This is a genomic window from Arthrobacter sp. UNCCL28, from assembly GCF_900102805.1.
GTDB lineage: Bacteria > Actinomycetota > Actinomycetes > Actinomycetales > Micrococcaceae > Arthrobacter > Arthrobacter nicotinovorans_A.
Genome location: NZ_FMWE01000008.1, coordinates 158856 through 172385 on the forward strand (window position 1 = coordinate 158856; position 13530 = coordinate 172385).

Consider the following 13530-nt stretch of genomic DNA (forward strand, 5'->3'; position numbering starts at 1 on the left):
CTCAGTTGGGTGAGCCGAGGAGGGCTTCGTCCTGCGCATCATCGTAGGCATCCCGCGCTTCCAGGATGGTGGGCACGTGGCTCTCGGCCCATCGACGCAGCAGGGTGAGAGGCTGCAGCAGGGACTGGCCCAGGTCTGTCAGCTCGTATTCCACGCGTGGCGGCACTTGGGCGTAGACGGTTCGGGTGATCAGGCCGTCGCGTTCCAAGGTGCGCAGTGTTTGCGTCAGGACCTTCGGGGTAACCACGTTTACCATTTTGCGCAGTTCGGAAAAGCGGACGGGACCGTCGCCCAGAACCTGGATCACCAGCGATGCCCACTTATCGCCGATGCGCTGGAAGACCACGCGCGACGGGCAGTTGGGGTCCAGGACATTCCCGGCCAGGTCATTAGTATCCATGAGGTAACTCAGTTCCTTTGAAGCTATCAGTATCCAATGGATACCTTTGTGTTATTGCAAGGATACCAACCCCAAGGAGAGCTATGAAAATCGCAGTCTACGGCGCAACGGGCATGGTCGGCAGCCAGATCGTCAACGAGTCCATCACCCGCGGCCACCAGGTCACGGCCATCTCCCGCAAGGGTGCAGAGGTCCCGGGTGCCGCCGCCCAGGCCGCAGACCTGGCTGACACCCAGGCGTTTGCCTCCATTGCAAAGGAACACGACGTCGTTGTGTTGGCGACGGGTCCCAGCCGCACCGGCGGTGACCACGGAGAATGGCTCGATGCCATGGCAGCCGCTTACAGCAACGCCGAAGGAACCCGCCTCATGATCGTAGGGGGTGCCGGCACCCTGGAAATCGATGGTGTCCGCCTGCTCGATTCACCGGACTTCCCGGAGGCGTACAAGGCTGAGGCCACCACCGCCGGCAAGGCACTCGAGGCAGTCAAGGAAACCCCGGAATCCGTGGACTGGACCGTGCTTGCCCCCGCCCCGGTGATCCAGCCCGGCGAACGCACCGGCGTATACACCGTGGCCAAGGATTCACCGGCCGGCAACGCAATCTCTACGCAGGACTACGCAGTAGCCATGCTGGACGAGATCGAAACCCCGGCCCACCGCCGCGCCCGCTTCACGGCAGCCAACTGATACAGGCCCTGGCAGCTACAACCCCAGGCCCAGCCCGGGTACCTGCATTCCAAAGATGTCTTTGAGGGCGTGTTTGGCAGCGTGGTATCCGGGCATTCCTGTGACTCCGGGTCCGGGCGGAGTAGACGAGGAACAAAGGTAGACCCCGTGCACCGGCGTCCTCCACGGCACGTTGGAGACCACAGGCCGTTGCACCAGGCCGCGCAGGTCCAGGAGCCCGGCGCTGAAGTCACCCCCAACGTAGTTCTCGTTGTACGCAGACAGTTCAGCCGCCGTCGTGGTTTGCGAAGCCACCACGACGTCCCGGAAGCCGGGCGCATACCGCTCTATGCGGGCCGTGACGGCTTCCGCCATGTCTACCGTGGAGTTGGCAGGGACATGGCAATAGGACCACAGGACATGCTTGCCCTCGGGAGCGCGGGTTGAATCCACTACCGATGGCTGGGACACCAGGACATAGGGCTCGGTGGGGTGCTTTCCCATATCCACCAGGTTCTCCGACTCAGCCATGGCCCGTCGGGACCCACCTACATGGACCGTTCCTGCCTTCGCCAGCCCGGGGTCGAGCCAAGGGACCGGCGCAGAGAGAATGAAGTCCACCTTGCACGCCGCATTCCCGAACCGGAACGTTTCCAGTGCATGCCGGTAGCGGTCGGGGATTTCGGGTCCGCCCAGCCGTGCCAGCGTGGGCGGGGCGACGTCCAGCAGAATGGCCTTCGCGGGGCGGATTTGGTCCAGCGAGTTGACTCGTTCTCCCACGTGGATTTTTCCGCCGTGCTCAATCAGGTCGTCCGCCATGGCCCTGGCGATGGACATGGAACCGCCCACCGGGATGGCCCAGCCGCCGGCATGGGCCAAAATACTGAGCAGGAGCCCGGCCCCGGTCGAGCTGAGGGACGGCTGGGAACCCAGGGCATGCGACATGACACCCGTCAGCAGCGCAGGCGCGGCCTCTTCGCGGAAGCGGCGGTTCCACAGCGGCGTCCCCTGGTCCAGCGTGGCCAGCCCGAACATGACAGCCGCCAAGGGGTCTTTGGGAAGGCGCAACAGCTGGTTGGACGTAAAGTCCACCACACCGTCGGCACGCTTCACCAACGGCCCAAGGAGCCGCCGGTATGCGTCACCATCAACGCCAAGTTCCAGTGAGGTCCGCTCCAAGGACTGATAGGCCAACGCAGCGCCCCCTGCGTCCAGCGGAGTACCGTGCTGGACTTCGGGGATCCGCAGATCCACGCGCCGGGAAAGTTCAAAGGCGCGGAAGAACGGCGACGCGAGTGCCATGGGGTGCACAGCGGAGCAGACATCGTAGAGGTAGCCCGGTTCCATCAGTTGGCTGGTTCGTGAACCACCACCAATGGCCTCGGCGGCCTCGTAAAGTTCAACCTCCAGGCCGGCGCGGGCCATGACTACTGCGGCCGCCAGTCCGTTGGGACCGGCTCCGACGACGGCGACATCCACCATTGCTTTCTACCTCCGCTCGCTGGGCTTCCGGGATTCGGGAACACTTTGGGCGGCGCGCCAAGGCAGCAGGGACCGTGAAGGACGGAGGAGGTCAATCCTCAGCCAGTCCCGGGCGCCGTCAAAGGGCCCTCCATGGGGATCGTCCTCGCCGTGGATACGCAGGGGGTCCTGGGCGGGATCCCAGATATCCAGAACCACGCGGGCCATCAGATAGGCCGTGGCCACCATGTGCAAGCCGACGGCAAGGACGTAGTAGGACATATCGATGTTGTGCTGGACGGAACCCCCGCTGGTGGCCTGGCCCAGATACATCCAGATGGCCGCCCAGTGCAGGCCTTCGGCTGCCTGCCAGATGAGGAAGTCGCGCCAGCGCGGCCGGGCCAGGGCCAGCAGCGGAATGAGCCAGATAACAAACTGCGGCGAGTAGACCTTGTTGGTAAGGATGAAGGCGGCAACAATCAGGAACGCCAGTTGCGCGATCCGGGGCCGCTGCGGCGCGCACAATGCCAGGGCGCCAATCAGCGCACAGGCAATGATGAACAGGTAAAGAGCCAGCGAGTTGATGGTTGCGGCATTCATCTGCATCCACTGAAGCCGGTCCGCCACCAGGTTGTAGGCAAACCATGGCGAGCTGTAGCCGGCGGGGCGTTCCTGGGTGAACTCAAAGAAGTAGCGCCAGCCGGAGGGGTTCATCGCCGCGATGGGAAGGTTCACGGCCAGCCACGATGCCAGGGCAGCCCCGGCGGTCACAAAGAACGCCCGCAGCTTGCCCGAACGCAGTGCAAGGACCAGTACCGCGCCCAGGATCAGGACGGGATACAACTTGGTGGCAGTACCGAGCCCTATGCACACACCCGCAAGGACAAGCTTGTCCCGCGAGAAGAAGTACATGCCCAGGGCGAGCAGCCCCACAGCCCACATATCCCAGTTGATGAAGCCGGCAAGGATGATGCCCGGTGCCACCGCAACCATGGCCGCGTCCCACGGGCGCCGCTTGTTGATGCGGGCCGTCAAAAGAACCGTGAGTATCCAGACGGCAACTATGAGCGTGGCGTTGATATCGAAGTAGCCAAGGATGCGTTCGCTGCCCACTCCCTGGCCCGGCACCATCATTGCCGTGATACCGGCAATGATCCCCATGAGGACGGGGTACTCGAACAAGCTGCCTTGGGTGAAGAACGGGAAGACGCCGTCGCCCAGGCCGCGGTTCTTGAAGAGCTCAGGGAAGTCGGAGTAACAGGTGGCGTAGAACTGGCCGGGCGTTTGCCACCCGTTGACCCGGCAGTACTCCTTGGCAAGCACGGCCAGCAGTGCTGCCAGCACGGTAAGGACAATGAGGACGCGCTCAACAGTGAACGGCCCGGAGGAAACCCGTCCTGGAGACGCATGCTTGCCCAGCGGGCCACCTATCAGCTCCGTGAAGTTCCGGAGCAGGGAGTCGCTGCGGCTCGGAACCACAAAGCGGGCACGTTTTTGCGGCCGGTGCGGCTTCGTCTCCTGCATGGATCGAGCTTACAGTCACCCTTTGGCCTGCAGCATCACACCCGGCAGGGTGGCAGCACAAAGTGGCAGCACAAAGGCGGACCTAAACGGCCCTTAAAAGGGAGGAGCCCACGCGCAGCCGCGTGGGCTCCTTGAGGTTCAGCATGAATGTGTGGCACCTGAACTCCTTCGGGGCAGTTTGAAGGACATCAACGGATGAGTCCCATTTGGTGCAGGACAACGTAGACGTCTTCACGGTGCTGGTCGAGCAGCTGGCCGTTGAACAGGGTGCGGTCCTTGGGAGCATTGGTGCTCTTGAAGAACCGCATGTCTTCCGGGCGTTTTCGCATGGTTCACCTCCTTTCCGGGGGCAACTAATCCGGCGTTTAGGCACAACAATTAGAGCCATATGAATTCGAAAGAAATCAAGGCGTAAAAAGGGCATAAAAGGCCGAGGCTAATAAAGGGGATTAAGCGGACTGAATCAGGAAATCCTGAAACGCCGTGCACAATTGCGCGTGCTTCCGGCAGTCGACCCAACAAGAAGCTGGTTCCGAACTATGGGGAAACTGCGCACCCGCGGCATGCTGCGTGGGTCCGCGCCTACAACTGACTACCCGGCCATCCAGGGAAGGAGGCCGACAAGAACACCGCCGGCGTCAAGGCCGGTCCGGATGGTTCAGGAGTGGGTCAGAGAGCAAAAATGGCGTCGATCATCAGCAGAGGCCGGGGCAGCAGTGACGGTCAACTTCCGTCCGCTAGTCAAAGTAATCATTTTTCCCAACCTCCTTTTCTGGTCACGAGGACCTGCTGTGGCATTCTCCCGGCTGACTGAACCAGGGAATGCGCGCCTTGTTCCCGGCGGATCGCTCTGGGAACAAGATATAAGCTACCGCATGCAGAAGGAGTTTGACCAGCGAAATTAGGCATTTCGCCAAAAGTTTTTTTAAATTCCCGGTTTAGAGGCCCCAACGCACAATTGCCGGCGTCCGCTTATCCCAACCCAGGGTGCAAACCTTGGCAGTCCCCAGAATGAAGTGCCGGCCTTCCCGGGCGTCCATTTCCAGCCAGCGGGCCGTGAGGATACGGGAGAAATGTCCGTGGGCCACTATCAGGACATTGTCCATTCCGGATTCCAGGACCCGCCCAATGATCTTGTCGGCCCGGGCGGCAACCTCGTCCAGGGTCTCCCCGTTGGGTACGCCGTCGGTCCAGATGAGGTAGTCCGGGTTGTCCTTGCGGATCAGGTCCGAGCTGATGCCTTCGTAGTCGCCGTAGTTCCATTCGACCGCCAGCGGCTCGTGCACGGCCTCCGGATAGCCGGCCAGTTCCGCGGTGCGGCGGGCGCGGCGCAGTGGCGAGGTCAGGACGAGGTCGAAGTCGATGCCTTCCAGGACCTTCCGGGCCTCCACTGCCTGCTGCTCACCCTCGACAGTGAGGGGAAGGTCGGTCAGGCCCGTGTATTGGCCGCTCTTGGACCATTCGGTCTCGCCGTGGCGCAGGATCCATAGTTGCGGACGTGGGGAAGTCGCAGCGTTCATGAAGGCTCCTCGGTTTCGGTCAAAGGTTCGACGACGGCGGACTCGGGTTGCGCTTCCCACCATGCCAAGAGTTTCTGCTCGGCTTCCTCGGGGGACAGCGGCCCGTGTTCCATCCGTTCTTCGAGAAGGAACTTGTAGGCCTTACCCACCACGGGACCGGGCTTGAGTCCCAGGAGTGCCATGATCTGCGCTCCATCAAGGTCCGGTCTTACAGCTGCCAGCGATTCCTGCTCCAAGAGCGTCGAGATGCGTTGCTCAAGGTCATCGTAGGCGAAGGACAAGCGGTCGGCCTTGCGCTGGTTACGCGTGGTGACGTCGGATCGTGTGAGGCGGTGCAGGCGTTCCAGGAGGGGGCCGGCGTCGGTCACGTAGCGCCGGACCGCGGAGTCACTCCAGCCGGCGTCGCCGTAGCCGTAGAAGCGCATGTGCAGTTCCACCAGGCGGGACACGGCTTTGATGGAGTCGTTGTCGAACCGGAGTGCTTTCATCCGCTTCGCCGTCAGTTTGGATCCCACAACGTCATGGTGGCGGAAGCTCACCGCGCCGCCCGGTTCAAAACGGCGCGTAGCCGGCTTTCCGACGTCGTGCATCAACGCAGCGAACCTCAACACAAAGTCAGGGCCGGGCACGGGGCCGTCCGGACCGGTTTCCAAAGCCGCCGCCTGTTCGAGGACCTGAAGCGAGTGCTGGTAGACGTCTTTGTGGCGGTGGTGCTCATCGGCTTCGAGGCGCAATGCGGAAACTTCCGGAAGCACGAATTCGGCGAGCCCGGTGTCCACCAGGAGGTCGATTCCCACCCTGGGGTGTGCTCCGTTAATAAGTTTGACCAACTCCTCACGGACGCGCTCCGCGGAAATGATCTTGATGCGGTCGGCCATCTGCGACATCGCGAGCCGCACGTCGTCGTGGACCGACACGCCGAGCTGGGACGCGAACCTGGCAGCGCGCATCATGCGCAGGGGGTCGTCCGAGAAGGACGCCTCGGGCGCTCCGGGCGTGGCCAGTTCGGAGGCATGGAGATCACGGACGCCGCCGAACGGATCCACGAGTTCCAGGCTGGGCAACCGCAGCGCCATGGCATTGATGGTGAAGTCGCGCCGCAAGAGGTCATCGGTCAGTGAGTTGCCGAACGCCACCACCGGCTTGCGCGAATCGGGGTCGTAAGCCTCCGCGCGGTAGGTGGTGACTTCAATCTGGAAGCCGTCCTTCTTCATCCCGATGGTGCCAAAGGCGCGGCCGATTTCCCAGAAGTTGTCCGCCCACTTCTTGATGACGGCAATGGTCTGGTCCGGTGTGGCATCGGTGGTGAAGTCGAGGTCCGGGGATGTCCTGCCCAGGAAGAGGTCGCGCACGGGTCCACCCACCAGGGACAGCTCAAAGCCGGCATCGACAAAGCGCTGCCCGAGGTCGAGCACCACCGGATCGATGGTGAAGTTAACTGAAGAGCTGTCCAATACGTGCGCCATAGTTCCTTAAGCTTGGCAGATTTTTGCTCCGCAGTGGGCCACTGTTCCATGCGAAATCGGGCATGTGTCCGCGGAGCATCTCCTGCAGTCCATCTTGTGGCCATGTCCCGGTCATCACTCGAGGGCAAGAGTCGTTAGAGTGGACCTCATGGCCAACCCGATCCCGAGCGCTCCTGGCAGGAGGACAAACGCACCGTTGCCGTCGGCAATCGGTGCACACGTCGCGCCTGCCCAGCAGCACCCGGTGCAGGCCTCGCTTCCCACTGTGGAGGAAGTGTCAGCCGGTGGCGTTGTAGTAGACACGTCCGACGGCGAACTCCGGGTTGCGATCATCGCCCGCCTTAATAGGGGTGGCCGGCTTGAGTGGTGCCTCCCGAAGGGACATCCGGAAGGCCGTGAGAACAACGAGGAAGCTGCTGTCCGTGAGATCGCCGAGGAAACCGGCATCGAAGGCAGCATCCTGGCGCCCCTGGGCAGCATCGATTACTGGTTCACCGTGAGCGGGCACCGCGTCCACAAGACCGTGCACCATTTCCTGCTCCAGGCAACCGGCGGCGAGCTGACCATCGAGAACGATCCCGATCAGGAAGCCGTTGACGCTGCCTGGGTTCCCATCCAGGAACTGGCCCGCAAATTGTCCTTCCCGAACGAACGCCGCATCGCCGACCTGGCACGGGAAGTGCTGCCCGAACACCTCTGAGCCGGGTACGTGGGACGATAAAGGCGATGTCTGAAGCCAAAACAACCCAGTCCGTTCAATCCGGAGAAGCCCGTTCCAGTGCCATCATGGCCGCAGGAACGCTGGTTTCCCGGTTCCTTGGCTTCGCAAAAACCTGGATGCTCGGTGCCGCCCTTGGCCTCGGTTCCACGGTCAATGACACGTTCATCAACGCAAACAACCTGCCCAACCTGATCTTCCTGCTGGTGGCCGGCGGCGTGTTCAACGCCGTCCTGGTTCCGCAGATCATCAAAGCGAGCAAAGCCCCGGACCGCGGTGCCGACTACATCAGCCGCCTGCTGACCCTGGCTGTGCTGGTCCTGCTGGCTTTGACGGCGCTGGTAACTCTCGCGGCACCGTTGGTCATCGACCTCACCACCCAGGGGTACTCCGAGCAGCAGAAGGCCCTTGCCGTCACTTTTGCCTTCTGGTGCCTGCCGCAGATCTTCTTCTACGGGCTTTATGCCCTGCTGACCCAGATACTGAACGCCCACGGAGCGTTCGGGCCCGCCATGTGGGCCCCCATCCTTAACAACCTGGTGGCCATCGCCGGCCTGGGCATGTTCATTTGGATCCTGGGCGCCAACATCACCAACCCGCACACGCTGGACAACTGGGGACCCACCCAGACGTTCCTGATCGCAGGGTTCTCCACCTTTGGCGTGATCGCCCAGACTGCCATCCTGCTGGTCCCCGTTTTCCGCCTGCGCCTCGGCCTGCGGCCCCGCTTCGGTTGGCGCGGTGTTGGACTGGGCCAGGCAGCCAAGCTGAGCGTGTGGACATTGGCGACTGCCGCCGTCGGGCAGTTGGCTTTCCTGTACATCATGAGGATCGCCACCATTCCAGGCGCAGAGCGGCTCCGCCTCCAGAACGCTGGGGATACGGTCGGCGCAGCGGTCCTGCCCGGTAACGCCGTCCTGGAAGTCGCGAGCCAGCTGTACCTGCTGCCGCACTCCATCATCGCGTTGTCCCTGGCTACCGTCCTTTTCAACCGCATGACCCGTGCGTCCCAGGACGGCAATAAAGCCGAACTTCGCGATGCCCTGTCCCATGGCCTGCGGACCATGGCTGTGGCCACGGTTTTCGGCGCCTTGGCGCTCTTCGCCTTGGCGGGTCCGCTGGGCATGTTCTTCTCCGGCGGCAAGCCGCAGGACGGCGTCATGCTCGCCCAAACGCTCACCATCCTTGCCCTGAGCACACCGTTCCTCAGTGCGAACTTCATGATGTCCCGTGTCTTCTACGCCAACGAGGACGCCCGCACGCCCCTGTATGTCCAGCTATGGCTCGCAGTGATCTACGTGGTGGGCGCGTTCTTCATCCAGTTCCTTCCCGTCGGCCAGATCATCTACGCGATCGCCATTCTTTACACCCTGGGCAACATCCTCTCCGTTGTGATCAGCGTGGTGTTCCTGCGCCGCCTGCTGGGCCACCTCGACGGCCCCCGCATTGCCAACTCGTACATCCGCATGGGCTATGCGGGGCTCGGTTCCGCACTGGCCGGTGCCGCTGCACTGTGGCTTCTGGGCAGCTACCGGGCAGACGGTTTCGCGTGGAGCAGCCGCCCGGCCGCCCTGGTGACGGTGGTCGTCGTCGGGCCCGTCATGCTGCTCGCGTACCTGGTCCTGCTTCGCGTCTTCCATGTCACCGAACTGCGGGACCTCCTGCGGCCGCTGATGGGACGCTTGGGACGCGGAGTCCCCGCACCCGTTTCCGGCGAGGCTGTGGACACCACGACGGCGGCCCGGGCCACGGTGTCGGACGACACCGGCTTGATCCCGCGCATCTCGGGTGAGTTCGACGCCGCCTCCTACCGTGCCGGACCGGCCGTGGAACGTGTGCCTTCCGCGCCTGCCGCGGACGTTGCGGACGCCCCCAAGACATACCTGCCGGAAGAGGATGCACCCAGCACCGCGCGCGGCGGCAGATTCCGTCCGCAGGTCCCGTTGCCGGGCCGACGCACCTACCAAGGCGACGCCGGGAGCAATCCCTACTTCCCGACGCGCGGAAATCACCGGAAGTGAGCCAGTGGCGCCAACATGGGCGCAGGGCATGGATCGGATAGGCTAGAAAATGAATACAGGTAGTTGCAAAAGCGGTTGAACCGGCTCGCCGGGCCGGCCGCGTGCAGGACCCGCAGCTCCCGGACAGCCTAGGAGGAACACGTGTCCCACCCGATCGACGTCGGATCAGTACTTGGCGGCCGCTACAAGGTCACGGCCAATGTGTTGACCTCGCATGACCAAGATCAGGTGCTCGACGGCGTGGACCAGGTCCTCAACCGTCCCGTGAGCATCCTTGTCGCAGGACCCGGCAACGCCGAGCAGGTTGCCCAGAGCGCCCGCGAAGTCGCCACGGGGGAGCGCCCCGGCCACGTCCAGATCCTGGACCTTGGGGTCAGCGACAACACCACATACCTCATCACCAACCACAGCAGCGCGCCTGATTTGCTGGACCTGGTGGTCGCCACCAACCCGCCGTACATTGAGCCCTTCTTCACCGAGACTCTGGGCAGCGAAATCTTCGGACAGCCCCGCACATACGAGCCCGAAACCTATGACGGCCTGTACGAGGATGACGAGCACGACGCCGCGTACATCCAGTACGACGAAAACGGCTACCCCATCCACAACGGGGACGACACCGATCCCGCCGCTGAGCCCGAGGCCGGCAACGTTCCTCCGCGGCCTGCCGCCAGCCCGTCGTCGTCCAAGAGCGGCATCGCCGGCAAGCTGGCTGCTGCCGCCGCCGGCGCTGGTGCGGCCGGTTTGGCCGCCTGGAAGAACTCGGGGACCAAGAACCACGACGCCGGCTCTGGTGCTGCTGGTGCCTCCGATGCGGCTGCCGGAGCCTCAGCCCAGCCGCCCACCCAGGCCGTGACGTCCCAGCCGGCTCCTGCTGCTCCGCCGGCTCCTGCCGCACAGCCTCCTGCCGCGCCGCCCCAGCCGCCGACGCGAGCTGTCAATGCGCAGCCGGCACCCACACGCGAACCGGCAGTGTCGCGTCAACCTTCAGAGCCCAAGGTGTCCCTGTGGTCTGAAGAGGACTACGGCTTCGCCGGGGGAGGTGCCGCTGCGGGTGGTGCCGCTGCCGCTGGTGCTGCCGCCGGTGGTGCTGCTGCCGCTGGTGCCTCGGCTGCTTCGCGAGGTACCTCCGACCCGGGTTACGACCGCGCACCTACCAGCTTCCCGGCGTCGGCCGCTGTCCAGGAAGACTACGACGACGAGGAAGTGTACGAGGACGACGCTCCGGAGAAGGAGCCGCGATCACTCCGCTGGCTCGTCGGCGGCTTGCTGGCTGCCGTGCTGATCGTGGGCCTTGTCCTCGCCGTCACGAATTTGGGCAGCCTCCTTCCGAGCGGCGCCCCTGCAGCCACGCAGAGCACGCCCGCTCCGCAAACCAGCAGCAGCACTCAAGCTGAGGAGCCAACGCCTTCGGAAACGGCGCCTCCGGCTGTGCCACCGGCCATCCAGGGCATTTCCCGGCTGGGTGATTTCCCCTTCGCCGCCACGTACGACAAAGACCTGGTCCGGGCATTCGATGGCAACGCAGCAAGCTACTGGTCAGACATGGAATTTGCTACGGCAGACTGGGGCGGACTCGTCACCAACATGCCGCTGGTGATTGAGCTCAAGGAAAAAACCGAGGTTAAGTCCATTGTGCTGAACCAGTTGGGTGGATCCGGGGGCAGCATCAGCGTTTACACCAACGACCGCCCTGCGATGGACGGTGCCAAGCTGGTTGGAACCAACAGCTTCACCTCCCCGGAACTGACCATGCCATTGGCAGCGCCGACGCAAACCAAATACCTGATCGTGGATGTCAAGGCCCTGCCCAAGCTGGCCGCACCGAAGACCCGGTACGGGTTCGGCCTGCGCCTGGCTGAGGTTACCGTCCAATAGCCACATCCATCCAAGTAGCAGCAGGGGCCGTTTTGACCAGTCGAAACGGCCCCTGCTGCTACCCGCAATGACTTCACCGCTTGGAACCGGCGCTCGTGCAGACGGTACCCTGAATGTTGGTGGCTTTCAGGTCCCCAACTCCAACGGAATATTTGGGGCTTAACCGGGGTTGAGTCAGGTGGCTGCCCCGAAAGCCGCAGCATCGACCAAGAAAGAGGTTCACGCCACGTGAGCATTGCAGAAAACAGCGCATCGCAGGTGCGTGACGTCATCATTGTAGGTTCAGGCCCGGCCGGCTACACCGCCGCCGTTTACACCGCCCGTGCCAACATGAAGCCTCTGCTCATTGCCGGTTCCGTCACCGCTGGTGGCGAACTCATGAACACCACAGACGTGGAAAACTACCCGGGTTTCCCGGACGGCATCATGGGCCCGGACCTCATGGAAAACTTCGAAAAGCAGGCCGCACGTTTCGGCACGGAGATCCTGTTTGAGGACGTCACGGAACTGGACCTCGACGGCGACATCAAGACCGTGACCATCGGAACGGGGGAGACCTTCCAGGCGAAGGCCATCATCCTCTCCACTGGTTCGGCTTACCGCGAGCTCGGCCTGACCAATGAGAAGCGACTCTCAGGACACGGCGTTAGCTGGTGTGCAACCTGCGACGGTTTCTTCTTCAAGGATCAGGACATCGCCGTCATCGGTGGTGGCGACTCCGCCATGGAGGAAGCACTGTTCCTCACCAAGTTCGCAAAGTCGGTCACCGTGGTCCACCGGCGCGACACCCTCAAGGCTTCCAAGATCATGGGTGACCGCGCCCAGGCCCACGAGAAGATCAACTTCGTCTGGAACACTGCCGTCGAAGATGTTCTCGGTGGAGACAAGGTCACCGGCCTGAAGCTGAAGAACCTGGTGGAAGGCACGGAGTCCGAACTGGCTGTCACCGGCGTCTTCGTGGCTATCGGCAATGATCCCCGCACGGACCTCATCAAAGGCAAGGTGGACCTGACCCCCGAGGGAACCATCGCCGTAGAGGGCCGCAGCTCACGCACCAACATCAAGGGTGTCTTCGCCGCGGGCGATGTCATTGACCCCACCTACCGCCAGGCCATCACGGCTTCGGGTTCCGGCTGTGTGGCGGCCCTCGATGTTGAGCACTACCTCGCAGACCTGCACTCCTAGAGCTGCATCCAAGCAACCATAAGAAGGGAAAAGTTATGAGCAACGCAAAAGACGTAACTGACGCAAGCTTCAGCACGGATGTCCTGGCTTCCGAGAAGCCGGTCATCGTGGACTTCTGGGCAGAGTGGTGTGGCCCCTGCCGCAAGCTCGGCCCCATCCTCGACGAAATCTCTGTCGAGTACGGCGACAAGGTTGACGTTGTGAAACTCAACGTTGACGACAACCCCGCGATCGCGGCTGAGTACGGCATCACGTCCATCCCGGCTGTGTACCTCTTCAGCGGGGGAGAAGTGAAGAGCACTGTCATTGGCGCCAAGCCGAAGCAGTTCTTCGAGAAGGAATTCGCGGACGTCCTGTCCTAGCTCGGATTCCTGACTCCGAGTCAACGAAAGCCGGCGGCTGCTGCTCCTCAGGGAGCGGGAGCCGCCGGCTTTTTTGTATTTCATGGATAAGTAAACTTCCAGAGCTTTCATTTCACTCAGTTCGTTGCGGGGGAGCCTTCAGCGGTTCAGGTTTTGGCTTTCTCGGTTGGCCCTACCTGGGGTAGGCAGAACTTGCACCCTCTTCCACATCCCCACCCCGGTCCCGGCCGATCCTCTTCCACATCCCCACCCCCTCCCGGCCGACCCTCTTCCACATCCCCACCCCGGTCCCGGCCGATCCTCTTCCACATCCCCGCCCCCTCCTGG

The 13530-nt window shown here is 63.0% G+C and carries 12 protein-coding genes; 6 read left to right on the plus strand and 6 right to left on the minus strand.

The features are described 5' to 3' along the window. Position 1 precedes the first annotated feature (1 nt). The gene (locus BLQ01_RS19130) at positions 2–400 is read right to left on the minus strand and encodes a winged helix-turn-helix transcriptional regulator (protein WP_026541031.1); all 399 of its coding nucleotides are present in this window, start codon (positions 398–400) and stop codon (positions 2–4) included. Positions 401–483: 83 nt separating this feature from the next. Between BLQ01_RS19130 and BLQ01_RS19135 the strand changes: the two genes are divergently transcribed. Next, positions 484–1089 carry an NAD(P)-dependent oxidoreductase gene (locus tag BLQ01_RS19135; protein ID WP_091553659.1) on the plus strand — a complete coding sequence of 202 codons (606 nt, stop codon included), beginning with the start codon at positions 484–486 and terminating at the stop codon, positions 1087–1089. 15 nt (positions 1090–1104) lie between these two features. Here BLQ01_RS19135 and BLQ01_RS19140 read toward each other — a convergent pair whose 3' ends face one another. The 5 genes from BLQ01_RS19140 to BLQ01_RS19155 all read right to left on the minus strand — a co-directional run bounded on the left by BLQ01_RS19140 (position 1105) and on the right by BLQ01_RS19155 (position 7039). Continuing rightward, positions 1105–2550, minus strand: a complete 1446-nt coding sequence (locus BLQ01_RS19140) for a phytoene desaturase family protein (protein WP_091553660.1) — start codon at positions 2548–2550, stop codon at positions 1105–1107. Between the two features lie 6 nt (positions 2551–2556). Further along, complete coding sequence (locus tag BLQ01_RS19145; protein WP_091553661.1) at positions 2557–4053, minus strand: glycosyltransferase family 87 protein; 1497 nt, start codon at positions 4051–4053, stop codon at positions 2557–2559. 188 nt (positions 4054–4241) lie between these two features. Next, positions 4242–4382 (minus strand): hypothetical protein, encoded by a 141-nt coding sequence (locus BLQ01_RS22465; protein ID WP_167332893.1) that lies wholly within the window; start codon positions 4380–4382, stop codon positions 4242–4244. A 609-nt stretch (positions 4383–4991) separates the two neighbouring features. Beyond that, complete coding sequence (locus BLQ01_RS19150) at positions 4992–5573, minus strand: histidine phosphatase family protein (protein WP_026541028.1); 582 nt, start codon at positions 5571–5573, stop codon at positions 4992–4994. Further along, positions 5570–7039 (minus strand): CCA tRNA nucleotidyltransferase, encoded by a 1470-nt coding sequence (locus tag BLQ01_RS19155; protein ID WP_091553663.1) that lies wholly within the window; start codon positions 7037–7039, stop codon positions 5570–5572. Before BLQ01_RS19155 ends, BLQ01_RS19150 begins: the two co-directional genes overlap by 4 nt. A gap of 196 nt (positions 7040–7235) precedes the next feature. Between BLQ01_RS19155 and BLQ01_RS19160 the strand changes: the two genes are divergently transcribed. The 5 genes from BLQ01_RS19160 to trxA all read left to right on the plus strand — a co-directional run bounded on the left by BLQ01_RS19160 (position 7236) and on the right by trxA (position 13203). After that, a complete protein-coding gene (locus tag BLQ01_RS19160) occupies positions 7236–7739 on the plus strand; it encodes an NUDIX hydrolase (protein ID WP_026541026.1) in 504 nt (167 codons plus the stop codon). 26 nt (positions 7740–7765) lie between these two features. Continuing rightward, positions 7766–9778 carry a murein biosynthesis integral membrane protein MurJ gene (gene murJ, locus BLQ01_RS19165; RefSeq protein WP_026541025.1) on the plus strand — a complete coding sequence of 671 codons (2013 nt, stop codon included), beginning with the start codon at positions 7766–7768 and terminating at the stop codon, positions 9776–9778. A gap of 141 nt (positions 9779–9919) precedes the next feature. Then, complete coding sequence (locus BLQ01_RS22470; RefSeq protein ID WP_091553665.1) at positions 9920–11656, plus strand: ABC transporter substrate-binding protein; 1737 nt, start codon at positions 9920–9922, stop codon at positions 11654–11656. A 228-nt stretch (positions 11657–11884) separates the two neighbouring features. After that, positions 11885–12841 (plus strand): thioredoxin-disulfide reductase, encoded by a 957-nt coding sequence (trxB, locus tag BLQ01_RS19175; protein WP_026541023.1) that lies wholly within the window; start codon positions 11885–11887, stop codon positions 12839–12841. 35 nt (positions 12842–12876) lie between these two features. Next, positions 12877–13203, plus strand: a complete 327-nt coding sequence (gene trxA, locus BLQ01_RS19180) for a thioredoxin (protein WP_021473158.1) — start codon at positions 12877–12879, stop codon at positions 13201–13203. Positions 13204–13530: the final 327 nt, after the last annotated feature.